This is a genomic window from Aliidiomarina quisquiliarum (genome assembly GCF_023922585.1).
Classification (GTDB): domain Bacteria; phylum Pseudomonadota; class Gammaproteobacteria; order Enterobacterales; family Alteromonadaceae; genus Aliidiomarina; species Aliidiomarina quisquiliarum.
In genome coordinates, this window is sequence record NZ_JAMFTN010000014.1 from 103,393 (window position 1) to 123,735 (window position 20,343).

Genomic DNA, 20,343 nt, shown 5'->3' on the forward strand with positions numbered 1-20,343 from the left:
CGTTACTTGTCAGCTAAGAAGCGGTCGATCAGCTTTGCGCCATATAAACGCGACGGCGTGTAAAAGCCAGGCTTAAGCTGGTTGCGTAACACGTATATGGCAAGCTCTACCGCACCACGCGAGGTGAGCGTATAACCATTCACTACCTTTTCTCGTAGGGCAATGGTGTCGCCATGATCATTGCTAATTTCACCCCACACCCAGGTGGTATGTTTCTCTCGTTCTTTTGCTTCTGGGCCTGCAGGCTGTTTATCGGCTTTATTCGCTAACCAGTTGCGCACTAAGTTTAAACGCATAGCCCAGCGAATATAGTTCAGCCATTTTAAACGCTTAATTAGTTTTGGGCTGGCAGGAATATACACTTCAATGTTGGGTACACTAGTGGTGTAAAAAGCAGTTGAGACGTCGCCCCAGGGAATGGTCATGGCCATTTTCTTGCCGTCGCCAAAGTTTATTTCTGCGGTTTTATAGGCTAGTGGAACTTTTATGATCTCACCGTTTTTACGAACCGCACCACCTTCACCCAAACGTCGCAGGGTGGTTTTAGTGGTACCACGGCTGATACCTGAGCGGGTATCAAAGCCGAGCTTTAAATGAGTGGCATTCGGCATTTGAGATTTTAACCGAGCCGCAATACAGTCGGTGGGAATTACGTCAAAACCAACACCAGGGCACAGTACTATTCCGGCTTCTTCGGCTTCTTTACGAAGGCTATAGGCCAGCTCAAATACTTCAATTTCGCCGGTAATGTCGAGGTAATGGGTGCCGGTAGCAATACAGGCTTTCATCATTGGCTCGGCGGTGTCTTCAAAAGGACCAGCGCAATGCACCACTAAGTCGATGTCTTGTAAGTGCGCTTTTAACACTTCCTCAGAAAGGTCGAAAACTCGACCTTCTAAGCTTACTTGGTTCGCGAAAGATTCGATTTTGGCTTTATTACGGCCGGCTAATACGGGGCTATAGCCCATGCGTTTGGCGTAGTGGGTAATAAGCTCGCCAGTATAGCCGTAAGCGCCATAAATCATCCATTTCATGGGTTTAAATTCCTACTCGGTGATGATCAGCCGACTCTGAGTTGTACTCACAAGTTTCTGGCTCTTTACATTCACCATATAAATACAAACTATGGTTAGTAAGTTTAAGATTATGTTCGTTAGCAATTTTAAGTTGCTGCTGTTCAATAATAGGGTCTTCAAACTCAATCACCCGGCCACAAGTTAAACACACCAAATGGTCGTGATGATCTTTGGTGGTTAATTCAAAAACCGAGCGGCCACCTTCAAAATGATGGCGAGTAATAATACCGGCGTCTTCAAATTGGTTAAGAACCCGGTAAACGGTAGCTAAGCCAACTTCGTCGCCTAGCTCCATTAATAGTCGGTACACGTCTTCAGCACTTACATGCTGATTATTAGGGTGTTTAAGCACATCAAGAATTTTGATACGCGGAGAGGTTACTTTAAGACCTGCTTTTTTAAGTTGTACATCAGAACTGGGCATGGAGTACTCTCTTTGCGAACAATTAGGCTTATGATTATAGCCACAAGCGATATTAAAATAACAGCAAGGTGGCCAAAGGCACCTTACCCCAATTCGTCGAGCATCATTTCGTCGCGAATTTGTGCGCACCAAGCCACCACACGCTCTTTAGTAAGCTCGGGTTGGCGGTCTTCGTCGATACCTAAACCTACAAAGTGGTTTTCGTCGGCCATTCCCTTCGAAGCTTCGAAGTAGTAGCCTTCAGTTGGCCAATGGCCAATAATAATTCCACCGCGCGCTTCTACGATATCGCGAATAACACCCATGGCATCAAGGAAGTATTCGGCGTAGTCTTCTTGGTCACCACAGCCAAAAATGGCAACTAGTTTGTCGGTAAAATCTATTTCTTCAAACTCGGGGAAAAAATCATCCCAGTCGCACTGCGACTCGCCGTAATACCAAGTTGGAATACCAAAGAGGAGCAAGTCGTATTCAGCTATTTCTTCTTTGCTCGATTTGGCAATGTCTTGTACATGAATTAAGTTCTTACCGAGCTCTTTCTGAATCATGTGAGCTACAGCTTCGGTATTTCCCGTGTCGCTACCGAAGAAAAGTCCAACAGTGGCCATATTTTAGTTCCTGCTTTTACTGCTTAGCTAATAAAAAACGAAAGTTTTAACGTTGAAAATGTGGGGCTATTGAATGTTGGCTTCAACCACAAATTGAATAATGCCTTTAGCGATAAAACCCGCCATACCTAAAAACAATACCAACCAAACAAAAACACGACCAAAGCGAGGCACATTGCCTTTTTTAAGCACGTCTTGAATGGCTAAGCCAATTAATAGAAATAAAATGGCCACAGCAAAGTTGGTCATTAAGGCTTCAATTTGTTCTAAGTTGTTACTAAACATCGCTGGTTCGTCCACAAATTTGAATGGGCCGTATAATAACACAAACGCTATTTGTTCTCATCTAGAAAACGCAGTACTAAACCATTGAAAACCGTTGGCTTCTCTGCATGTAACCAATGGCCAACATCGTTAATAGTTTTCGACTGTGCCTGCGGAAAACGGCTAACAATAGCGTTTTTATGTTGCGCTTGAATATAGTCAGAACGGCCACCCCGAATAAAAAGCACAGGGCCACTATAAACACCTTCCGAGCTAGGCGAGCCAATAAGGCCAAGGTAACACTTGCGAAGTGCTGCCAGGTTCATGCGCCAAGCCCAGCCCGAATCGGCTTTGTACAGGTTTTTCAACAAAAACTGTCGTACGCCTAGTTCGTGAATTGACTCGGCCAACTGTTTATCAGCACTTTGGCGGTTATCCACGTGGGTTAAGTTTAAGGTTTCGAGTGCGTCTAAAATAGTATTGTGGCTTGGTTCGTAACTTACCGGGGCAATATCGGCAACCACCAATGCACGTACTCGGGTGGGATATTGAAGGGCAATTTCCATGGCCACTTTACCGCCCAGAGAATGACCAAGAATGTAAGCCTGTTCAATACTTAAGGTATCCAGCACGGATAAAACGTCTTTAGACATGGCTGCAAAGGACATAGTATCGGTCCAGGGTGACTGGCCATGGTTGCGCAAGTCAACATTAATAACATAGTAGCGGTCGCTTAAAGCGCGACTAATGCTTTTTAAGTTATCTAGATCACCAAATAAACCATGAATGAGTATAACAGCCGGGGCAGACGGCTGCCCAAGGGTTTCGTAATTCAACATAACAGCATGTTCAGACATACACATAAACTCCAATAAAAAGGTTATTCTGGTTCACCGACAGCATTCGGTGCAAACCTTACGTTGCTTCGTTATACTTAAAGCACAGTTGTTAAATTAAAACACGTTAGCAAAAGAACATACTTATGAAACAGATAGAAATTGATACTGAACTGTATCGCCACATTGCGTCTCATACCAAGTATATTGGTGAAAGTGCGTCAGACATTTTACGCCGTTTGTTAGGGTTAAACCCGCTGGCCAAAGCGGCAGAGTCGGTGCCAAAACAAAAGCCAGCTGCTGTGCCAAAGCCAGTGACAACACCGCCCATAACGAAAGTGTTAGAAAGCGTAGTAAGTACCGAACTGGACGCCCAAAAAGGCAAAGTAGGCCGTTTCCTGTACTTGCTTAGTGTACTTTATCAGTGCCATCCCGACCAATTTGATAATGTGTTGCGTATTCGCGGTCGGAACCGCTTATACTTTGCCACCTGCGAACAAGAGCTCGAAGCATCGGGCAATAGCACCAACCCAAAAGAAGTGCCAGGCTCGGGCTACTGGGTAATTACCAATTCTAATACCAGCAAAAAACAAGCCATGTTAAAGCGCGCCGCGTTAGAGCTTGGCTACACTAAATTAGACGCTGAAAAACTAAGAGATTTATTATAATGACCAAACACCCACGCGCTGGGCAGCTAGCCAGCCACGACGACCTAATTAATATTCCCCAACTTATTGCGTCGTATTATGTGCGCGAGCCTAACCCGCGTAAAGTATCTCAGCAAGTGAAGTTTGGTACTTCGGGGCACCGCGGTACAGCGTTAAAACACACCTTTAATGAAGCCCATGTGTTAGCCATGAGCCAAGCTATTTGTGGTTATCGGGCCGAACATGGTATTACAGGGCCGCTATTATTAGGCAAAGACACCCACGCCTTGTCGGAAGTTGCTTTTATTACCGCACTGGAAGTGTTTATTGCTAATGGCGTTGAAGTGCATGTCCAAAGCGACTTAGGCTACACGCCTACGCCGGTTATTAGCCATGAAATACTGCGTTATAACCAAGGTAAAAGCAGTGGCTTTGCCGACGGTGTAATTATTACCCCTTCACATAATCCACCGCAAGACGGTGGCTTTAAGTATAACCCGCCCCATGGTGGGCCAGCCGACACCGACGTAACCTCGGTTATTGAAAAGTATGCCAACGCTATTTTGTCGAGTGAACTTATGGGCGTAAACGTTGTAGGTTACGACGAAGCCCTCAGTTCGAAACTGCTGCATCGCTGCGACTGGATAACAGCTTATGTAGACGACTTAGAGCAGGTGCTCGACATGACTGCCATTGCCAAAGCTAAGTTAAATATTGGCGTGAACGCTATGGGGGGGGCCGGCATGCATTATTGGCATGCCATTGGTGAAAAATATGGTTTGCAGCTTACTATTGTTAATGACCATGTGGACCCAACCTTCTCTTTTATGACTTTAGACAAAGACGGCGCCATTCGTATGGACTGCTCGTCGTCCGACGCTATGGCAAGTATGTTGGCTATGCGCGACAGTTTCGATTTAGCGGTGGGTAACGATCCTGATTACGACCGCCATGGCATTGTGACACCTGAAGGGCTAATGAACCCGAATCACTTCTTGGCCGTGTGTATTGATTATTTAATTAAAACTCGTGAGTGGTCGAGTGACACCCTAATAGGCAAAACATTGGTTTCCAGCGCCATGATAGACCGCGTTGTAGCCGGCGCAGGGCGTACTTTAATGGAAGTGCCCGTGGGCTTTAAATGGTTTGCACAGGGTTTAGCTAGCGGCAAAGTAGGCTTTGCGGGTGAAGAAAGTGCCGGTGCAAGTTTTCTTGATCGCCAAGGTAAGGCTTTTAGTACCGACAAAGACGGTATGATTTTAGCGTTGTTAGCGGCAGAAATTCAGGCTACCACAGGTAAAACGCCAAGTGCTTATTACCGCGAGCTAGAACAACAATATGGCCAGTCGCATTATGCACGGCTAGACATGCAAGCTAGCTACGAGCAAATAATGGCGTTTAAGCCATTAGTTGCCCAGCCGCCAGTACTTGAACTGTTCGCCGGCGAAGCTGTTAGTGCCGTATTAACCAAAGCTCCAGGTAATCAAGAAGAGTTTGGTGGGGTTAAAGTAACCACTGAAAATGGTTGGTTTGCCGCTCGGCCTTCTGGCACCGAGCCAGTGTATAAAATTTACGCCGAAAGCTTAAAAAGTGCCGAGCACCTAGCGGCCATTCAGGCAGAAGCCAAACAGTTATTAACCGCTTGGCTTACCGCCTAACCGTTATTCTTCTTCCAACTTCTCTGCCAGTGGAGGGCCAGTAACTACAGTTGCGTTGCTGGCATCTTCAAATTCATCGGTAGCGTCTTCTATCATGGAATGGACAATTTCTTCCGATACCTGAGCAGGGGCTAAGCTAACAAAGGGTGTATGCGGCTGTTCTGCGGGCGCTTTTCGCTGGCCGATGCGGTACACCGCATACATAGCAACGAATGCCGACAAAGCTGAAATCAAGAAAAAGAAATAACTAATTGCACCAAATTGCATCATGGCGGCAACGGTTGGCGCACCAATAATTGAACCCACACCCGCTATTTTAATAATAGTACCGGTGGCACCGAGCATTTGGTCGCGCTCTAAAAAGTCATTGGTGTGGGCAATAGCCAGCGAATAAATTGGCAATAAGCTGGCGCCAAGTAGCGCCATGCCAAGGTAAATAAGCCAAGGGTATTGGCCGCCTACCTGCGACAGCAATAGCGATATAACTGCTGCACTAGCAGCACAACTTGCTAGAACGGCACGGCGGTCGTAGCGGTCTGACAGCATGCCAATAGGGGGTTGCGCTAGTAAGCCACCGGAAATAAAAGCGGCCATAAAAACAGTTACTTGGGGCACGCTTAAGCCTAAATGAATGGCATACACAGGGCCGACGCCATAAAACATGGCCGAGCAGGCTTGAATAATAAAGGTAGCGGCAATACCCAGCGGTGCTTGCTCGAGTAAGAATCGAAAAGAAACTTTCTTTACCTCGGTGGTGGTGGGCTCAACGGTTACGCTGGCCAAAATTGGAATGAGCGACAAGTTAAGCAGCATAGCGATAATAGCAAAGGGCACGAAGGTAGCAGGGTCGGCAATACCCAGTAATAGCTGGCCTACAATAAGCCCGCCATACAACAACACCATATACACGGACAACAGGGCGCCGCGGTTTTTGTTGTCGGCCATGGTGTTTAGCCAGCTTTCAGCAATTACAAACATGGCAGAAAGGGCAAAGCCACTTAAAAAGCGCATAAAAAACCAAACGTAGGGGTCAATCCATACGGCTTGTACTAGTACGGTAATGGAAGCAAGTGCCCCTAAGCCGCCAAAAGCACGTATATAACCAACTCGGCGAATATCTTTGGGAGCGCGGGTTGAGCCAAATAAATAGCCAATGAAGTACGCCGACATAATAACGCCGATAGTAAGCGTTGAAAAACCTTCTAAGGTGCCGCGTAAACCCAGCAAGGTGCTGGTCATGCCTACACATAAACCAATAAGGGTCATGGTGGAAAGTAGTGAGCTGACGGCTCGGACTTGTTGACGTAGCATGACATACCCAAAATGAATGAAATTCAAGTTATGCTATCATTTAGAGTGCTTTTGAGCCACATATGCACTTGATTTCCACAGCTTATTACTTGCTCAGCTGTGCTAGGGTGTTTATCATCCTAACCCTAATCTTAGGAAGGCGAATACGGTGAGTAGAACTACATCTGTTATTTTGTTAGTACCTGTGTTGGTTATTTTGTGGCTTGGGGCCGTTATAACGGGGCAGCAATCAGCCCATGCGCGTGACAGCTCCCGTGCTGCATACGCCATGCAGCGCCTACTAACAGCGGAAGTGCCGGTGGGTTCGCAAAGCAATAACGAACGTATCCGAGCGGTACGAGCAGCCTTCGCCGAGGTGTTGGTGCGGGTGTCGGGGCATGCTAGCGTGTTGCAAATTAGCCCTGTGCGTAGCGAGTTAGCTCGGGCCAACGACTATGTTATTCAATTTAGTTACACCTCGCAGCAAGGGCAAACTTTTTTACAGGTAACTTTTAACGAAGAACGCATAGTCGCTTTACTACGCGACTCGGGTGCTTCGGTGTGGAGTGCACGCCGCCCGCAAATAATGGTATGGCTTGCCGGCCAAGGGCTTAACGGTATTGAATTAATAGGGCGCGACTCTGGCCATGCTATTGTGGCGCCAATTATGCAACAAGCACAGCTACGTGGTCTTGACCTGTCGTACCCCTTGCTCGACTTAACTGATCGGCTGGCGCTCAATGGCAGCGACGTATGGGGGCGCTTTGAACAACCAGTAACGGCAGCCACCCAGCGGTATGGGGCCAATGGTATTGTTATGGTGCGACTATTAGAAGCAGAGCATACCGACCCAGTGGCCGAGTGGAGTTTGGTAATAGGCAACCTAAGTACCCAAGGCTTTACACAACACGCAGATATAACCCAACTTGGTATGCAACTAGCAAACGATATTGTCGAGGCCGTGGCCAGTGCTTATGCGGTTAGCTTTGCTGAAACAGAGCAAGCGGAGGTTTTCTTGCGTTTACTTAATGCCCATAACTTAGAGCATGTACTGGCAGCCGAACAATTACTTGGTCGTTTAAGTCCGGTGAAACGAATAATCATGACCCGCTACCACCAAGGCACAGCAGAGTTTAGTTTAGTGGTAGTGGGGAATAAAGAGCGGCTAGCACATTCCCTAGAGCTTGAACGGCGCTTACAGCGCATAGAAGATCCTTGGAGTCGCACGGAAAGTACCGTGTTGGAGTATCGGTGGTTACGTTGAAGAAAGATGCGGTAATAAAAGAGTCGTTACATGAGTCTACCCAGCTGACCTTGCCGGTAGAGCTGCCGGAATTAGCCCAGTTTTCACTGTTTGTAGCAGGCCCGAACCAAACCGCTGTTGACTATTTACGTGGCGTTGAAGCTTCGCCATTTCATCACTCTGCCGTAATTGGGCCAGCTGGCGCAGGGAAAACACATTTGTTGTCGGCTATGACCGATATGGTGCAAAGTCGCGGTGAAATGGCCATGTATTTACCTTTAGATGTTCTTTGCCATGAGTCGCCAGAACTACTTGATGGTTTAGAAATGGCGCAATTATTGGCTTTAGATAACATTGAAGCGGTTACTTCAAATAGCGACTGGGCGCTGGCTTTATTTGCTTTAATTAATCGATTTATGGATCGCCAACAAGGGCATTTGCTCTGGTCTTCGAATGTACCCGCCCGGGGTATGAATGTGGCGCTTGCTGACTTGCAATCGCGGCTGCAGGCCGCCACGCAGTTTAAGCTAGCTGCGTTAAACGACGTAGAAAAAATAAAGGCATTAAAAGCGCATGCGCAATCTCGTGGTTTGGTATTAGGCGACGATGTGGCAGAATTTTTACTTGGCCGCTTAAGTCGCGGTATGAATGGTTTAATGCAAACCTTAGGCGACTTAGACCAAGCGTCAATGCGCGAGCAGCGCCGCCTAACGCTGCCCTTTGTAAAGCAAGTGCTTAGTTTATAAACTCTTTTCTAAGGCGGTTAATCAGCCGCTTTACCCGCATTACCTACTTTTTGTTTTTTTAAACCCAAGCCTAATTCACGGCCGCGGTAGCGGGCGTAGTAAGTGGCGCCAAAAAAAGCACCTGTGGTAAGTATTAACTCGGTTAAGGGCAAGTACCAACGGTCCCACATGGTATAAATTGTGGTAAAACCATGTAAAAAGTACAGCATTAAAATAAAGTTTGCCCAGGCATGGGTATAAGGGTTGCCCATTAAAATACCCCGTAGCGGCAGCAACAAGGGCAGCACAAATATAACCAAGGCTAAGGGCCTGCTTAAGTGTTCGCTAGGCACTAGCAAGGTTTGCCAAAGCACTACAAACAGTAGCAACGACACATAGCTAATTAGTGTCAGCTTGCGATAAAAGCCCGAATGGGTAGGTAAGTTCATTGCATGCTCACAAAATAGCCAATACAGCTTCAGGCGGTCGGCCCACTTTGGCTTGTTCGCCATGGATTACGATAGGGCGCTCAATTAACTTCGGGTGGGCGCACATCAACTCAATTAATGCGTCGTTGGTACCATCAAAGTTCGCTAAGTCGAGGGTTTTATAATCGTCTTCACCAGTGCGTAACAACTCTTGTGGCTGCATGTTTAGGGCGGCAAGGGTTTGCGTTAACTCTGCTGGCGTGGGTGGTGTGGTTAAGTATTCAATAATGTGTGGTTCAATACCGCGCTCTTGTAGTAAAGCTAAGGTTTGGCGGCTTTTTGAGCACCGGGGGTTGTGGTACATAACAATAGAACTCATAACATCCTCTTGTGGTCTGTTAGTTGGTGCATGTTCGAGCTTAGGCTCAGTGCCGCAGATACTACCTAAATGAACACGAAAATCAAAGCAGCCGTTTACCACAGGCATTAAGTATTGGTTCAAGCCTTGGGCTTAACCAACCCGATTACGTTCAATTTCAAAATTACGAAACTGTAGAATGCGTGCCTGCAATCGTTGGCGGGTTAAATTGCGCTCTTCGGGTATTTTGCTAATTGCCGTGTGCAGCTCCTCAATGGCCATGCGGAAATTTCCCCGCAGGGCAAAAATTTCTGCTAAAGCCTCGTGCATGTCGGCCGGGCGGTCATTTTTTTGGTGCGACTCATACAATAAATTCCAAGCCAGCATGTCGTTTTTATTATAAATAATAAAACTAGTTAGCACCCGTCGGCTTAGTTCGTAGTCGCCAATATGGTTGGCTGCATAAGCTAAGTTCAAGGTAATAACCTGATTGTTAGGGCGCCGAATAAATTCATTAGTGAGTAGCTCTACAGCTTCGTCACCGCGGCCGAGCTCTAAATAAATGTCGGTTAAGGTGTCTAAATAAAACAAATTGAAAAGGTCGTTGTTGCGTAGCGGGGTAATATAGCTTAGCGCTTCTTCATAACGAGCTAAGCGAAATAAAGCGAGCGCTTTACCGTAATTGTTAGCGGCTAGTTGATGGGGGTGCTTCAGTTGTTTTTCTTCAGACTTTAAGTCGAGCAATAAATCACTGGCTTCACGGCTTGAATAGCGGGCTCGAATACGCACTTTAGCAAGCTCGAAACCTAGGCTAGGCTCAAGGTTGCGGGGCGGGTATTGCATGGCACGCGAGCGTGTATCGGCTATACGGCTTTCAGGTAAAGGGTGAGTAACTAACATTTGTGGCATTTGGGTGGCGTAACGAAACTTCGACGCTAATTTGGCAAAAAAACGTGGTGCGCCTTCTACGTCGTAGCCAGCGCGGTATAAAGAGTCCATGCCAACGCGGTCGGCTTCTAATTCAAATTGGCGGGTATAGTTTATTTGGCGCTGCTGCAAGCCCGCAATGCTGGCGCTTAAAGTTGCCATGCCAGCCACCGGGTTAACCATAGCAATGGCAATGCTGCCTAGCAGTTGGGCCATGGTGAAGGTAGATGCTTGCTCCATACGCTCTAAGTTGCGGGCAATATGGCGCTGGGTGACGTGGGCTATTTCATGGCTTAGTACTGAAGCAAGTTCCGATTCGTCGTCGGCTTCTAAAATTAGCCCCGTATGAATACCTATGTAGCCCCCCAAAAAGGCAAAGGCGTTAATTGAATCGTCGCGTACAATAAAAAAGTTGAATGGGTAACGCACGTTGTCCGTGTGTTTCACTAAGTTATGGCCCACTTCACTTAAATACTCGCGTAATACTGGGTCGTCGGCAAGGGGGGCTAAGTTACGAATTTCACGCATGTAGAAGTCGCCAAAAATACGCTCTCGCTCGATCGACATGGTTACCCCACCAGCTACACCAATAGCGGGAATTTCATTACGTTGTTGATGCTGTTGAGCGCAACTTGAGCTACTAACAGACCAGCTAAAAAGCACAAATAATACGCTTACCAAGCTTTTCGCAAGCAGCGTTTTGGTGCGGAAAGTTTTGCTTATCAGAATCATGAAGTCCTTATACGACCTAATTAAGTGAGTACATGGGGTGGTAACCACCGAAGCAGAGCTTAAAGAAGCATTGTGCGCTAAGTGGAGCACCTTGTCAGACCACGAGCCTTTGAATCTGTTCCCCGAAACCAGTAGAATGCAAGAAGTTTACGAGAAACCAAATTCTATGTCGATCTATGCCCTAGTGTTAAGCTAGTTAGCTAACACGACACTCATCTGGGCTCGCTTCCGAAAAAGGACATATTAGGCATGTTGGATTACTTAAAAACGTGGTTTCAACGTCGGTTTTCAGACCCCAATACAGTCACCCTTACACTTCTTTTAATTATCAGTTTTGGTGTGATTATATTTTGGGGCAATATACTTGCACCGGTGTTGGCAGCGCTTGCCTTAGCTTATTTATTGGAATGGCCCATAAGTATTCTAGAAAAAATAGGCCTAAAGCGTTTGCCCGCGGCTTTGTTAGTTTTTAGCTTGTTTATGACAATTAGTATTTTATTGGTGGTGTTTTTAGTGCCCGTGGTTTGGCAGCAAAGTACCACACTGTTAAAAGAATTACCGCTGATAGCGGAAGCTTGGCAAGACTTAATGGAAACAGCGCAAGAATATGCCCCAGCATTTATTGAACAAAGCCAACTAGAAGAATTCACGCAACGCATTAATACGCGGCTACTTGCCATAGGGCAGGGTATTCTCGACAAGTCGTTAAGTACCTTGTTTGTGGTTGCTACCCTGTTGGTATATTTAATTATAGTGCCGCTGATGGTGTTCTTTATTTTAAAAGACAAAGACATTCTGCTAAGCCACTTTTCACGGGTGTTGCCTGATCAGCGCCGGCTTATTCAGCAAGTGGGCCATGAAATGAACACGCAAATAATGAATTATATTCGGGGCAAGTCGCTCGAAATTATTATTGTTAGTGGTGTTACCTTTGTGGTGTTTACCATGTTTGACTTGCGCTATTCAGCACTACTGGCAATTTTAGTGGGTTTTTCCGTATTGGTGCCATATATTGGTGCGGCTGTGGTAACTTTGCCCGTGGCCTTGGTAGGGTTGTTTCAATTCGGCATGTCGCCCACCTTGGCTTGGCTAATGATGGCGTATTTAATTATTCAAGCTTTAGATGGCAACGTATTAGTACCGTTATTATTTTCGGAGGCGGTAAGTTTACACCCGGTGTATATTATTGCCGCAGTATTAATTTTTGGTGCTATTTGGGGTTTTTGGGGCGTATTCTTTGCCATTCCATTAGCCAGTTTAGTAAAAGCCGTGCTTACAGCGTTTTCTGGTCAGTTGCACCATAGCCATGAAGCGGAAGAAAAACCAAAAGAGCAAGCCTAAGGCTTGCTCTTTTGCTTAAGCAAAAGTTTAAAGGGCGGCTAAAACCACTTCGTGATGATCTTTGGTTTTGAACTTATCAAACACTTTGCTAATGGTGCCGTCTTGTTCAATTAAAAAACTAATGCGGTGTATACCGTCGTACTCGCGGCCCATGAATTTTTTCAAGCCCCAAACGCCGAAAGCCTCGGCAACCGCATGGTCTTCGTCGCCAAGTAGGGTAAAATTAAGTTCGTCGCGCTCTATAAACTTGGCTAGGCGTTTTGGGGCATCAATGCTAACGCCTACAGCGATAGTGTTTTTTTCTGCCAAGGCTTGCTTTTGGTCACGTAAGTTTTGTGCTTGCACGGTGCATCCGGGGGTCATTGCCTTAGGATAAAAATAAAGTAGTACACGACCTTTTTCTAAGAGCGATGCCAGGCTTGTTGGCTCGCCATGTTCGTTCGGTAAGGTAAAGTTAGGTGCTTTATCACCTTCTTGTAAACGATTCATTATGAACTCCTAAGTTTGTTTTGTGCTGAATTATTAACATAAGGGTTATTGAACTACTAGTGTTGAACCCTTGTCATTACTAGAGTGTCAACGTAAGATTATGCGCTAAATTCCGAAGGGAGCAGCTATGTTAACTGGCAGTATGGTGGCACTTGTCACTCCATTTACGCCCCAGGGTAACGTTGATTATGCATTGTTAGCCGAATTGGTTGAATTTCATATTCAACAGGGCACTGATGCTATTGTGTCGGTGGGGACCACGGGTGAGTCTACCACTTTGACACACGATGAACATGTAGACGTAGTGCGGGCCACCGTAGAAGTGGTCGCAGGCCGTATTAAAGTTCTGGCCGGCAACGGCTCAAATGCTACCGCTGAGGCGGTGCAACTAACTGAGCGTATCGCCCCATTGGGGATTGATGGCTTTTTAAATGTGTCGCCTTATTATAATAAACCAAGCCCTAAAGGGTTGTTCGAGCACTATAGCCATATAGCGGCAGTAAGCGACTTACCTCAGTTGCTGTATAACGTGCCTGGGCGTACCTGTTCCGACTTAGTGCCTGAAATAGTGGCGCAGTTAGCCCATATCCCCAATATTGTTGGTATTAAAGAAGCCACAGGCAAAGTTGAGCGGGTACAGCAAATTAAACAACTTTGTGGGCCCGACTTTATTGTGTTGAGTGGCGACGATCCAACCGCTTGCGAATTTATGCTGGCAGGTGGCGACGGTGTGATTAGTGTTACGGCAAATTTAGCGCCCAAGCTAATGAAACAATTAGTTGTTGCAGCCCGCCGTGGCGATCGTGTTGGTGCCGAAGCGGCAGACGCCCCCATGCGAGTATTGCACGACATTCTTTTTATTGAAGCAAACCCAATCCCGGTGAAATGGGCAATGGCGCGCTTAGGTTGGTTGGCCGAAGTTTATCGATTACCCTTATGTTCTCCGGAACTTGAGAGCAAAAAAACAATCGAAAAAGCCTTAGAAGCCGCTGGTTTATTAAATTCACGGAGTACCGATGAAAGCTAAGTTAATTTTGCCTGTATGTGTAGCGTTAGCCTTGTCTGCTTGCAGTAGCCAACGAAATGTAGCCGAAGGGAACTTCGACTATTTAGACATAAAGCCTGTAAAAAACCTTGAGGGAACAGACCAGCTTAAGTTGCAAAATCCAACTAATAAATACCAAGTACCCGTTATTGCCCCAGCGACCCAGCCGGCCTTAGGTGCAGAAGTTGGTATTCGGCCACCTATGCAAGTGATTGCTGCAGCGCCGGGTAGTCGTATTGAAGAAGGACTTCGTGAATCACGTATTTACTTCGATGCAATTGACGGTGTGGCTAACCTAAAAGACAGTATTTGGGGGCATTTAATTCAAGTTGTTGAAGCCTTTGACACTCCATATATAGCCGACGAAGAGCAAGGCTTAATTCGCCTTGAACGCTTTCATCATGTGGTGTCGTCAAGCCGTAAGTCAGGTTTTTTTAACCTACTATCGAATAATCGACTAGAGCAAGCGTCCGAGCAAGCTATTGAGTTACGATTAACCATGGCTAGCCATGGCCGTAGTGGCGAATTAGAAGCAAAGCTAATAGATCCAGCATTCTTTGTCGACAACCAGCCACAAAAGCTACCTATGAACTTTATTCGTAGCTTTGAAGCCGACGTTTTGAACGACGTTAGCATAGCCATGGAGCGTACTTACCGCAGCGATCGAGCGGCATTTACACAAAAAGTGGTAGCGGTTAGCCTAGGTACCACAGGTACTGGCAATGCAGCGTTTACGCTTAGTACCGACTTTAACAGTGTATGGGTATTGCTACCGGAAGTATTCCAGAAATTAAATTTTGTGGTTGACGACTTAAACCAATCAGAAGGCATGTATTACGTTAGCTACGAACCCTTCGGCAAGCGTCGCTGGTATCATGCACTGGCCTTTTGGAAAAAGTCCCAAACAGGCGACTTAAACCTGAAAAATGGTACTGAAGTAACTTTTGGTGTTGACGAAGTCAGCGGCACTGTGTACTTAACACCACAAATTGACGGTGTACCATTAACGGCAGAAGTACTGGCACAGTGGCTTCCCATGGTAGCTGACGCATTTGGCGGACAGCAGTAACGCGAACCTCTAAACAAAGAGAACATTATGGAAAAAGTAAGTGAGTTGTATCGTGGTAAAGCAAAAACGGTGCACACTACCAGCGATCCGAACTATTTAATTCTGGAATTCCGCGACGACACCTCAGCGTTCGACGGCGAGCGTATTGAACAGCTTGCCCGCAAGGGTATGGTGAACAATCGTTTTAACCATTTTATTATGGAAAAACTGGCGGCTGAAGGTATTCCTACCCAAATGGAACGCTTGTTGTCAGACACGGAAAGCTTGGTTAAAAACCTGGCCATGATTCCAGTGGAATGTGTAGTACGGAATATTGCTGCGGGCTCTTTAGTGCGTCGTTTAGGCGTTGAAGAAGGGATAAGCTTAACACCACCAACCTTTGAGCTGTTTCTAAAAAATGACGCTCTGCATGACCCCATGATCAACGAAAGCCATGCGGTGGCATTTGGTTGGGCCACGCACGAGCAATTAGCAGAAATGAAGCGCTTAACCTTTGCCGTTAACGACGTATTAAAAAGCTTATTTGACCAAGCGGGTCTGTTGCTGGTGGACTACAAACTAGAATTTGGCGTGTTTAACGGAAAAGTGGTGTTAGGCGACGAGTTTAGCCCAGACGGCTGCCGTTTATGGGACAAAGAAACCCGTGAAAAACTCGACAAAGACCGCTTCCGTCAAGGTTTAGGCGGGGTGGTAGAAGCTTACGAAGAAGTGGCCAAACGTTTAGGGCTAGAGCTTCCAGCTTAATCATTCTTGTGGTTTTCTTGTTTTAATTTGTCTTGATCTTCTTGGTTGGCTTGTTTTTGCTTACCAAGAAGGTCAGGCATTTTCATATTAGCGCTTTCTTTTACCATTAAAATATTGCCGATAACAAATAGAAAAATAACCGCTACAATCGTTATTATTGCCCACGTGGGTAACATCTTAAAACTCCTTCGCTAAAAAGTGGCTGGTGCTACGTTCAGCACATATTGTTGCACATATTGGTGTATATAAGTGTCAAAATTTACTGATAGCTGCACTAAGCCAGCAAGCTTTGCCTGCGCCAATAAAGCACATAGTTCATTAGTATCAAACGCTTGCAAGTAATGGTCGGCTAGAGGCGCATAGCTCCAATGCCATGGCTCGGGTGCCACGCCGCCACGGTCTTTGTCGTAGGGCCGATAAAAACCAAATTCGGCGGCATTGGCTTCAAGCCAAAGGTAAAGCCTATGGCAAGGCCCGCCTGGTTCATACTCCCAAGGCTCTAAGCTTAGCTGAGAACGTTCAATAGCGCTGCTGTCGTAGGCGTCGAAGTCGGTGCCCCAGTGGTGCCGACTGGTACCAGGTAAAGCAGACCAACGTAAAATGTCGGCTACTTTCTCTTCCGCTAATAAATGTTGGCGGCTTTCATGGTTAAATTTTCGTTCCCAAATTTGTTGTTGTTGGGCGAAAGAGCGAAAGCCACTGGCAATGTGCAGGTGAATACCCGACTTTAATGCCGCGCTTTGCAGGTGCTGAAAGGCTAAAGCCGCTTGGCTATGCAATCGATTTGGTGGCCTGGGGGCTAAATCACCTTGCGGATCGCAGGCAACTAACATGCTTTCGTCTAAACCATATAGGTGAGCGTTGGTCATTACTTTAATTTGCACAATAAGTGCTCCAAAGTATATTCATACATGCTGGTTAAGTGTATCAAGTCGCTATGGCTTACACATTCGTTGGCCTTATGTATCGTGCTGTTCACAGGGCCTAGCTCTAATACTTCAGCGCCAGTTGGAGCAATAAAGCGGCCATCGGAAGTGCCCCCAGCGGTAGACAGCTTAGGCGTTATAGCTATCGTTCTTTCTACTGCTTTTATAGTGGCAGCGAGCAACTGACCGCTGTTCGTTAAAAATGGCCGGCCATTTAACTTCCATTCAATGTTAAATTTCGAAGCAAATCGGTGCACAATCGCGTTAATTCTTTCCATTAGCTGTTCAGCGGTACTTTCGGTGGAATAGCGTAAGTTAAACTGAATATTTAGCTCGCCGGGAATAACATTGCTTGCTCCTGTGCCTGCTTGTATATCAGATATTTGGAAAGAAGTGGCTGGGAAGGCGTGGTTACCGTGGTCCCATATTTCATTGGTTAATGCCACAATAGCTGGTGCCGCCGTGTGAATAGGGTTTTCTGCTAAGTGTGGGTATGCCACATGACCTTGCACTCCATATACCGTTAAATTGCCGCTTAAACTTCCACGCCGACCGTGTTTTATAACATCGCCACAGTAATTAGTGCTAGAAGGTTCGCCCACAATACACCAGGTAATTTTTTCATTACGAGCCTCTAAAGTGTCAATTACGCGGGTGGTACCATTTATAAATGGACCCTCTTCGTCGCTGGTAATTAAAAACGCAATACTACCTTCATGGTCGGGGTTGTTAGTAACAAAGGCTTCCACCGCAACTAACATGGCAGCTAGGCTGCCTTTCATGTCGGCAGCACCACGGCCATAAAGCACACCATCAATATCGGTTGGGGTAAAAGGAGGCGTACGCCAGGCTTGTAATGGCCCTGCGGGTACCACATCCGTATGGCCGGCAAAACAAAATACCGGCTCGGCAGTGCCGCGGCGTGCCCACAAGTTTGTGGTGTCTTCAAACACCATAGTTTCAAGTTCAAAGCCTAAGGCAGCTAACCGCTCGCCTATTAACTTTTGGCAACCGGCGTCGTTAGGGGTTACCGATTGCCGCGCAATCAACTCACGTGCCAGCGTAAGCGTTGGGTGGTTGCTCATGCAAAAAGCTCCGCGTAGCGGCTGTCTTTAAAGCCCACTTCAATGCCGTTGCTGTGCACTAATACTGGGCGCTTAATAAGCGTAGGGTGCTGTTGTAGTAATTGAATGGTGCGTGGTACGGTGCGTTCACCTTTGTCGGCTGCCGGCAAGTTTCTCCAGGTGGTGCTGCGGGTATTCAGCAGGGTAGCTTCGCCAACCTGCTGTAACCAAGCTTCAAGGGTGGCAGCGGGCACAGGTTGTTCACGTAAATCTTGAAAAGTATAGCTAACATTGGCGTTGTCTAACCAGCGGCGGGCTTTTCTTACGGTGTCGCAATTTTTAATGCCAAAAAGGGTGGTCATAATTACTCCTGTGTTTAGGGGGTTTCAGTGGGTAACTTGGCGCCGGCGTATAAGGTGATAGGCGCAGACAACTTCGCGGTTACTTGCCCATACTTTGGCAACCAACTTAATTTAGGGTAGTGGGGTATGGTCATAGAAATAAAGCACGAGCCGGCCCCTTGAAATACGTGGGGTGCCAACACAAATAAGGTGTCGTCGTCGTTACTTTCAAATGCGATGGGTAAACCGGGTACCGACGGCCAAATGCGTAAATGAATTTTCACCACCGCACCCTGTTCGTTGGCTACAAGCTGCCAATCGCGCCGGTCGGCCGACACCTCGTGGCATTCCCAACCGGGTAATTTGTATACCCGCTGATTACCAGGTGCCAGTGCCACACCTGCGCCCCATGCTCCTAATTGTAGCGGCGCACTGGCAATTTCATGCAACGGCATACAGCGCCCGGTAATTGGCGAAGCAAGGGTAAAGCGTTTTTGCCATTTAACCGGCTGTTGTGTTAGTTCAATCATAAATAAAGCTTAGGCACCTAGGTATTTGTTATATTAGGACTGTAAGTAATTGTGCCATGTGTGGGGGCAGAAGTCAGGCTTTTACACATCATCCACTTTTTCTGTGGATAACTCTGTGCACTAGCTGGTCGAAGTTTTGTAAGTGTTTGTTATTTAAGGTTTTGTTGAATTGTTCGGGAAATGAACGTATGTCTGTTTATTCTGCACAAAGCGCTTAAAAAGGACACAGGCAGGCGGTTATCAACAGGGCATTGACGTGGTTGGCAATTGGTTTTAGGTAACTTGAAGGTTAAGGGAGGAAGTATATGTGGAATACAGTACAACGCGGGCGCCGTTATATGAAGTTGTGGCCTAAACATCCTATTGTTGGCAACTTACCGGAATCGCAAGTTATCCCGTTCAGTAAGTTAGGTGCGCGCTGGCTGCCATTAGCCGCCGGGGTGAACGCATTTGTGCAGTGGCAGTATTTAGGCATTGAATATGCACCACAAATAATAGCCTGCAGCTTGTTTATTTTCTTATTACCGCTACAAGGCTATTACTGGCTTGGCAAGCGCGCATACAGGCCATTGCCAATACCGTTAGTGCGTTGGTATCAAGAGTTAAAAACGAAGCTGAACCAGCAGGGCGAAGACATTCGGCTGCCAAGTCATCGGCCTGGCCCTTGTTATATTGACCTTGCCCGAGTGTTGCAACAGGCATTAAAAAAGCTTCCGCCCCAAGACTATTAAGCCAAGGGTTGCGGAAGCTTGATTAAAGATAGTTTGTTAAATGTCGAACTGGCTCCAAATTGGAGCGTGATCTGAGGGTTTTTCAATGCCCCGTAGTTCGTAGTCAATTCCTGTGTCAACGCATTTAGCCGCAAGTGAGGGGGTAGCATACACGCCGTCAATACGTAAACCACGGTTGTCGTCGAAGCCCCGAGAGCGGTAATCAAACCAAGTAAATTGGTCGTTTACGTTGGGGTTATGTTCGCGCCAGGTGTCGTGCAAACCCCAGCTTAAAAAGCGCTCAAACCATTCCCGCTCTTCAGGTAAAAAGCTGGTTTTACCGGTACGTAACCAACGTTTAGCATTTGCTTCGCCAATACCAATGTCGTTGTCGGTAGCTGAAATGTTCACATCGCCCATTACAATTAATGCATCGTCGACGGACTCATGTTCGTTCAAATAGTCCATTAAGTCGGCGTAAAACTTTTCTTTATCGGGAAACTTCCATTCGTGATCGCGGTTTTCACCTTGTGGAAAGTAGCCATTCAGTACCCGTACGGTGCCACCTTTAGGGGCTGGTACAGTTACCATAATCATACGGCGCTGGGCGTCTTCGGCATCGGTAGGAAAACCATAAGTTACATTTTCAGCCGGCTCTTTGGTCATCATGGCCACGCCATAATGACCTTTTTGACCATGAAAATAAACGTGATAGCCCATGGCTTGTACGGCTTCTAAGGGAAATTGGTCGTCGTGCACTTTGGTTTCTTGCAAGCCAATTACGTCGGGCTGATGCTTGTCGATAAGTGCTTGCAGCTGGTGCAGCCGAGCGCGTAAACCATTAATATTAAAGCTAACAAATTTCATA

At 46.6% G+C, this 20,343-nt stretch carries 25 protein-coding genes; 9 read left to right on the forward strand and 16 right to left on the reverse strand.

Features of this window, described 5'->3' with window-relative positions:
- Positions 1 to 2 precede the first annotated feature (2 nt).
- The 5 genes from M1L23_RS03135 to M1L23_RS03155 all read right to left on the reverse strand — a co-directional run bounded on the left by M1L23_RS03135 (position 3) and on the right by M1L23_RS03155 (position 3,229).
- Positions 3 to 1,034 carry a saccharopine dehydrogenase family protein gene (locus M1L23_RS03135; RefSeq protein ID WP_252625597.1) on the reverse strand — a complete coding sequence of 344 codons (1,032 nt, stop codon included), beginning with the start codon at positions 1,032 to 1,034 and terminating at the stop codon, positions 3 to 5.
- A 4-nt stretch (positions 1,035 to 1,038) separates the two neighbouring features.
- Positions 1,039 to 1,500: a ferric iron uptake transcriptional regulator gene (fur, locus tag M1L23_RS03140; protein ID WP_252625599.1), complete on the reverse strand. Its 462-nt coding sequence runs from the start codon at positions 1,498 to 1,500 to the stop codon at positions 1,039 to 1,041.
- 83 nt (positions 1,501 to 1,583) lie between these two features.
- The gene (gene fldA / locus M1L23_RS03145; protein WP_252625600.1) at positions 1,584 to 2,108 is read right to left on the reverse strand and encodes a flavodoxin FldA; all 525 of its coding nucleotides are present in this window, start codon (positions 2,106 to 2,108) and stop codon (positions 1,584 to 1,586) included.
- Between the two features lie 66 nt (positions 2,109 to 2,174).
- Positions 2,175 to 2,393 carry a DUF2788 domain-containing protein gene (locus M1L23_RS03150; RefSeq protein WP_252625602.1) on the reverse strand — a complete coding sequence of 73 codons (219 nt, stop codon included), beginning with the start codon at positions 2,391 to 2,393 and terminating at the stop codon, positions 2,175 to 2,177.
- 47 nt (positions 2,394 to 2,440) lie between these two features.
- Positions 2,441 to 3,229 (reverse strand): alpha/beta fold hydrolase, encoded by a 789-nt coding sequence (locus tag M1L23_RS03155; RefSeq protein WP_252625603.1) that lies wholly within the window; start codon positions 3,227 to 3,229, stop codon positions 2,441 to 2,443.
- A gap of 125 nt (positions 3,230 to 3,354) precedes the next feature.
- Between M1L23_RS03155 and seqA the strand changes: the two genes are divergently transcribed.
- Together seqA and pgm are read left to right on the forward strand one after the other, a co-directional pair.
- The gene (gene seqA / locus M1L23_RS03160) at positions 3,355 to 3,876 is read left to right on the forward strand and encodes a replication initiation negative regulator SeqA (protein WP_252625604.1); all 522 of its coding nucleotides are present in this window, start codon (positions 3,355 to 3,357) and stop codon (positions 3,874 to 3,876) included.
- The gene (gene pgm / locus M1L23_RS03165) at positions 3,876 to 5,513 is read left to right on the forward strand and encodes a phosphoglucomutase (alpha-D-glucose-1,6-bisphosphate-dependent) (RefSeq protein WP_252625606.1); all 1,638 of its coding nucleotides are present in this window, start codon (positions 3,876 to 3,878) and stop codon (positions 5,511 to 5,513) included. Before seqA ends, pgm begins: the two co-directional genes overlap by 1 nt.
- 3 nt (positions 5,514 to 5,516) lie before the next feature.
- On the opposite strand, the gene M1L23_RS03170 is transcribed toward pgm, so the two are convergent.
- Positions 5,517 to 6,824, reverse strand: a complete 1,308-nt coding sequence (locus M1L23_RS03170; protein ID WP_252625608.1) for an MFS transporter — start codon at positions 6,822 to 6,824, stop codon at positions 5,517 to 5,519.
- Positions 6,825 to 6,972: 148 nt separating this feature from the next.
- Here M1L23_RS03170 and M1L23_RS03175 point away from each other — a divergent pair, with 148 nt between their 5' ends.
- On the forward strand, positions 6,973 to 8,067 hold the full coding sequence (locus M1L23_RS03175) for a DUF2066 domain-containing protein (RefSeq protein ID WP_252625609.1): 1,095 nt from the start codon (positions 6,973 to 6,975) through the stop codon (positions 8,065 to 8,067).
- Positions 8,055 to 8,792: a DnaA regulatory inactivator Hda gene (hda, locus tag M1L23_RS03180; RefSeq protein WP_252625610.1), complete on the forward strand. Its 738-nt coding sequence runs from the start codon at positions 8,055 to 8,057 to the stop codon at positions 8,790 to 8,792. Before M1L23_RS03175 ends, hda begins: the two co-directional genes overlap by 13 nt.
- Before the next feature lie 17 nt (positions 8,793 to 8,809).
- Here the strand turns inward: hda and M1L23_RS03185 are convergent, their stop codons facing one another.
- From M1L23_RS03185 to bepA, 3 genes are all read right to left on the reverse strand, one after another.
- On the reverse strand, positions 8,810 to 9,220 hold the full coding sequence (locus M1L23_RS03185) for a DUF2069 domain-containing protein (RefSeq protein ID WP_252625611.1): 411 nt from the start codon (positions 9,218 to 9,220) through the stop codon (positions 8,810 to 8,812).
- 7 nt (positions 9,221 to 9,227) lie between these two features.
- Positions 9,228 to 9,578: an arsenate reductase (glutaredoxin) gene (gene arsC, locus M1L23_RS03190; RefSeq protein WP_252625613.1), complete on the reverse strand. Its 351-nt coding sequence runs from the start codon at positions 9,576 to 9,578 to the stop codon at positions 9,228 to 9,230.
- 132 nt (positions 9,579 to 9,710) lie between these two features.
- Entirely contained in the window at positions 9,711 to 11,216 is a 1,506-nt protein-coding gene (bepA, locus tag M1L23_RS03195; protein WP_252625615.1) for a beta-barrel assembly-enhancing protease, read from the reverse strand.
- A gap of 249 nt (positions 11,217 to 11,465) precedes the next feature.
- Here bepA and M1L23_RS03200 point away from each other — a divergent pair, with 249 nt between their 5' ends.
- Positions 11,466 to 12,557 carry an AI-2E family transporter gene (locus M1L23_RS03200; protein WP_252625617.1) on the forward strand — a complete coding sequence of 364 codons (1,092 nt, stop codon included), beginning with the start codon at positions 11,466 to 11,468 and terminating at the stop codon, positions 12,555 to 12,557.
- Between the two features lie 27 nt (positions 12,558 to 12,584).
- On the opposite strand, the gene bcp is transcribed toward M1L23_RS03200, so the two are convergent.
- A complete protein-coding gene (gene bcp / locus M1L23_RS03205) occupies positions 12,585 to 13,046 on the reverse strand; it encodes a thioredoxin-dependent thiol peroxidase (protein ID WP_252625618.1) in 462 nt (153 codons plus the stop codon).
- 127 nt (positions 13,047 to 13,173) lie between these two features.
- Between bcp and dapA the strand changes: the two genes are divergently transcribed.
- Genes dapA through purC form a run of 3 tightly spaced genes read left to right on the forward strand, consistent with a single transcriptional unit; the run spans position 13,174 to position 15,904 of the window.
- A complete protein-coding gene (dapA, locus tag M1L23_RS03210) occupies positions 13,174 to 14,073 on the forward strand; it encodes a 4-hydroxy-tetrahydrodipicolinate synthase (protein WP_252625620.1) in 900 nt (299 codons plus the stop codon).
- The gene (gene bamC / locus M1L23_RS03215; RefSeq protein ID WP_252625622.1) at positions 14,063 to 15,160 is read left to right on the forward strand and encodes an outer membrane protein assembly factor BamC; all 1,098 of its coding nucleotides are present in this window, start codon (positions 14,063 to 14,065) and stop codon (positions 15,158 to 15,160) included. Before dapA ends, bamC begins: the two co-directional genes overlap by 11 nt.
- A 27-nt stretch (positions 15,161 to 15,187) precedes the next feature.
- Positions 15,188 to 15,904 carry a phosphoribosylaminoimidazolesuccinocarboxamide synthase gene (gene purC / locus M1L23_RS03220; protein WP_252625623.1) on the forward strand — a complete coding sequence of 239 codons (717 nt, stop codon included), beginning with the start codon at positions 15,188 to 15,190 and terminating at the stop codon, positions 15,902 to 15,904.
- Here purC and M1L23_RS03225 read toward each other — a convergent pair.
- From M1L23_RS03225 to M1L23_RS03245, 5 genes are read right to left on the reverse strand one after another with little or no spacing between them, the layout of a single operon-like run.
- Positions 15,901 to 16,080 carry a DUF2897 family protein gene (locus M1L23_RS03225; RefSeq protein WP_252625625.1) on the reverse strand — a complete coding sequence of 60 codons (180 nt, stop codon included), beginning with the start codon at positions 16,078 to 16,080 and terminating at the stop codon, positions 15,901 to 15,903. The genes purC and M1L23_RS03225 overlap by 4 nt on opposite strands.
- Before the next feature lie 15 nt (positions 16,081 to 16,095).
- Positions 16,096 to 16,788, reverse strand: a complete 693-nt coding sequence (locus tag M1L23_RS03230) for a M15 family metallopeptidase (protein WP_252625627.1) — start codon at positions 16,786 to 16,788, stop codon at positions 16,096 to 16,098.
- Positions 16,773 to 17,915: a succinyl-diaminopimelate desuccinylase gene (gene dapE / locus M1L23_RS03235; RefSeq protein ID WP_252625628.1), complete on the reverse strand. Its 1,143-nt coding sequence runs from the start codon at positions 17,913 to 17,915 to the stop codon at positions 16,773 to 16,775. The genes M1L23_RS03230 and dapE overlap by 16 nt, the downstream gene beginning before the upstream one ends.
- On the reverse strand, positions 17,912 to 18,256 hold the full coding sequence (locus M1L23_RS03240) for an arsenate reductase (protein WP_252625630.1): 345 nt from the start codon (positions 18,254 to 18,256) through the stop codon (positions 17,912 to 17,914). Before M1L23_RS03240 ends, dapE begins: the two co-directional genes overlap by 4 nt.
- A 14-nt stretch (positions 18,257 to 18,270) precedes the next feature.
- A complete protein-coding gene (locus M1L23_RS03245; RefSeq protein WP_252625632.1) occupies positions 18,271 to 18,765 on the reverse strand; it encodes a hypothetical protein in 495 nt (164 codons plus the stop codon).
- A gap of 305 nt (positions 18,766 to 19,070) precedes the next feature.
- Between M1L23_RS03245 and yfbV the strand changes: the two genes are divergently transcribed.
- The gene (gene yfbV, locus M1L23_RS03250) at positions 19,071 to 19,496 is read left to right on the forward strand and encodes a terminus macrodomain insulation protein YfbV (RefSeq protein WP_252625633.1); all 426 of its coding nucleotides are present in this window, start codon (positions 19,071 to 19,073) and stop codon (positions 19,494 to 19,496) included.
- Positions 19,497 to 19,532: 36 nt separating this feature from the next.
- Here the strand turns inward: yfbV and xthA are convergent, their stop codons facing one another.
- Positions 19,533 to 20,342 carry an exodeoxyribonuclease III gene (xthA, locus tag M1L23_RS03255; protein ID WP_252625635.1) on the reverse strand — a complete coding sequence of 270 codons (810 nt, stop codon included), beginning with the start codon at positions 20,340 to 20,342 and terminating at the stop codon, positions 19,533 to 19,535.
- Position 20,343 lies beyond the last annotated feature (1 nt).

Excerpts from the sequence above, each read along its gene's own strand:
- M1L23_RS03135 (WP_252625597.1), bottom strand. The coding sequence starts at position 1,034 with ATGAAATGGATGATTTATGGCGCTTACGGCTATACTGGCGAGCTTATT.
- fur (WP_252625599.1), bottom strand. The coding sequence starts at position 1,500 with ATGCCCAGTTCTGATGTACAACTTAAAAAAGCAGGTCTTAAAGTAACC.
- fldA (WP_252625600.1), bottom strand. The coding sequence starts at position 2,108 with ATGGCCACTGTTGGACTTTTCTTCGGTAGCGACACGGGAAATACCGAA.
- M1L23_RS03150 (WP_252625602.1), bottom strand. The coding sequence starts at position 2,393 with ATGTTTAGTAACAACTTAGAACAAATTGAAGCCTTAATGACCAACTTT.
- M1L23_RS03155 (WP_252625603.1), bottom strand. The coding sequence starts at position 3,229 with ATGTCTGAACATGCTGTTATGTTGAATTACGAAACCCTTGGGCAGCCG.
- seqA (WP_252625604.1), top strand. The coding sequence starts at position 3,355 with ATGAAACAGATAGAAATTGATACTGAACTGTATCGCCACATTGCGTCT.
- pgm (WP_252625606.1), top strand. The coding sequence starts at position 3,876 with ATGACCAAACACCCACGCGCTGGGCAGCTAGCCAGCCACGACGACCTA.
- M1L23_RS03170 (WP_252625608.1), bottom strand. The coding sequence starts at position 6,824 with ATGCTACGTCAACAAGTCCGAGCCGTCAGCTCACTACTTTCCACCATG.
- M1L23_RS03185 (WP_252625611.1), bottom strand. The coding sequence starts at position 9,220 with ATGAACTTACCTACCCATTCGGGCTTTTATCGCAAGCTGACACTAATT.
- arsC (WP_252625613.1), bottom strand. The coding sequence starts at position 9,578 with ATGAGTTCTATTGTTATGTACCACAACCCCCGGTGCTCAAAAAGCCGC.
- bepA (WP_252625615.1), bottom strand. The coding sequence starts at position 11,216 with ATGATTCTGATAAGCAAAACTTTCCGCACCAAAACGCTGCTTGCGAAA.
- M1L23_RS03200 (WP_252625617.1), top strand. The coding sequence starts at position 11,466 with ATGTTGGATTACTTAAAAACGTGGTTTCAACGTCGGTTTTCAGACCCC.
- bcp (WP_252625618.1), bottom strand. The coding sequence starts at position 13,046 with ATGAATCGTTTACAAGAAGGTGATAAAGCACCTAACTTTACCTTACCG.
- dapA (WP_252625620.1), top strand. The coding sequence starts at position 13,174 with ATGTTAACTGGCAGTATGGTGGCACTTGTCACTCCATTTACGCCCCAG.
- bamC (WP_252625622.1), top strand. The coding sequence starts at position 14,063 with ATGAAAGCTAAGTTAATTTTGCCTGTATGTGTAGCGTTAGCCTTGTCT.
- purC (WP_252625623.1), top strand. The coding sequence starts at position 15,188 with ATGGAAAAAGTAAGTGAGTTGTATCGTGGTAAAGCAAAAACGGTGCAC.
- M1L23_RS03225 (WP_252625625.1), bottom strand. The coding sequence starts at position 16,080 with ATGTTACCCACGTGGGCAATAATAACGATTGTAGCGGTTATTTTTCTA.
- dapE (WP_252625628.1), bottom strand. The coding sequence starts at position 17,915 with ATGAGCAACCACCCAACGCTTACGCTGGCACGTGAGTTGATTGCGCGG.
- M1L23_RS03240 (WP_252625630.1), bottom strand. The coding sequence starts at position 18,256 with ATGACCACCCTTTTTGGCATTAAAAATTGCGACACCGTAAGAAAAGCC.
- M1L23_RS03245 (WP_252625632.1), bottom strand. The coding sequence starts at position 18,765 with ATGATTGAACTAACACAACAGCCGGTTAAATGGCAAAAACGCTTTACC.
- yfbV (WP_252625633.1), top strand. The coding sequence starts at position 19,071 with ATGTGGAATACAGTACAACGCGGGCGCCGTTATATGAAGTTGTGGCCT.
- xthA (WP_252625635.1), bottom strand. The coding sequence starts at position 20,342 with ATGAAATTTGTTAGCTTTAATATTAATGGTTTACGCGCTCGGCTGCAC.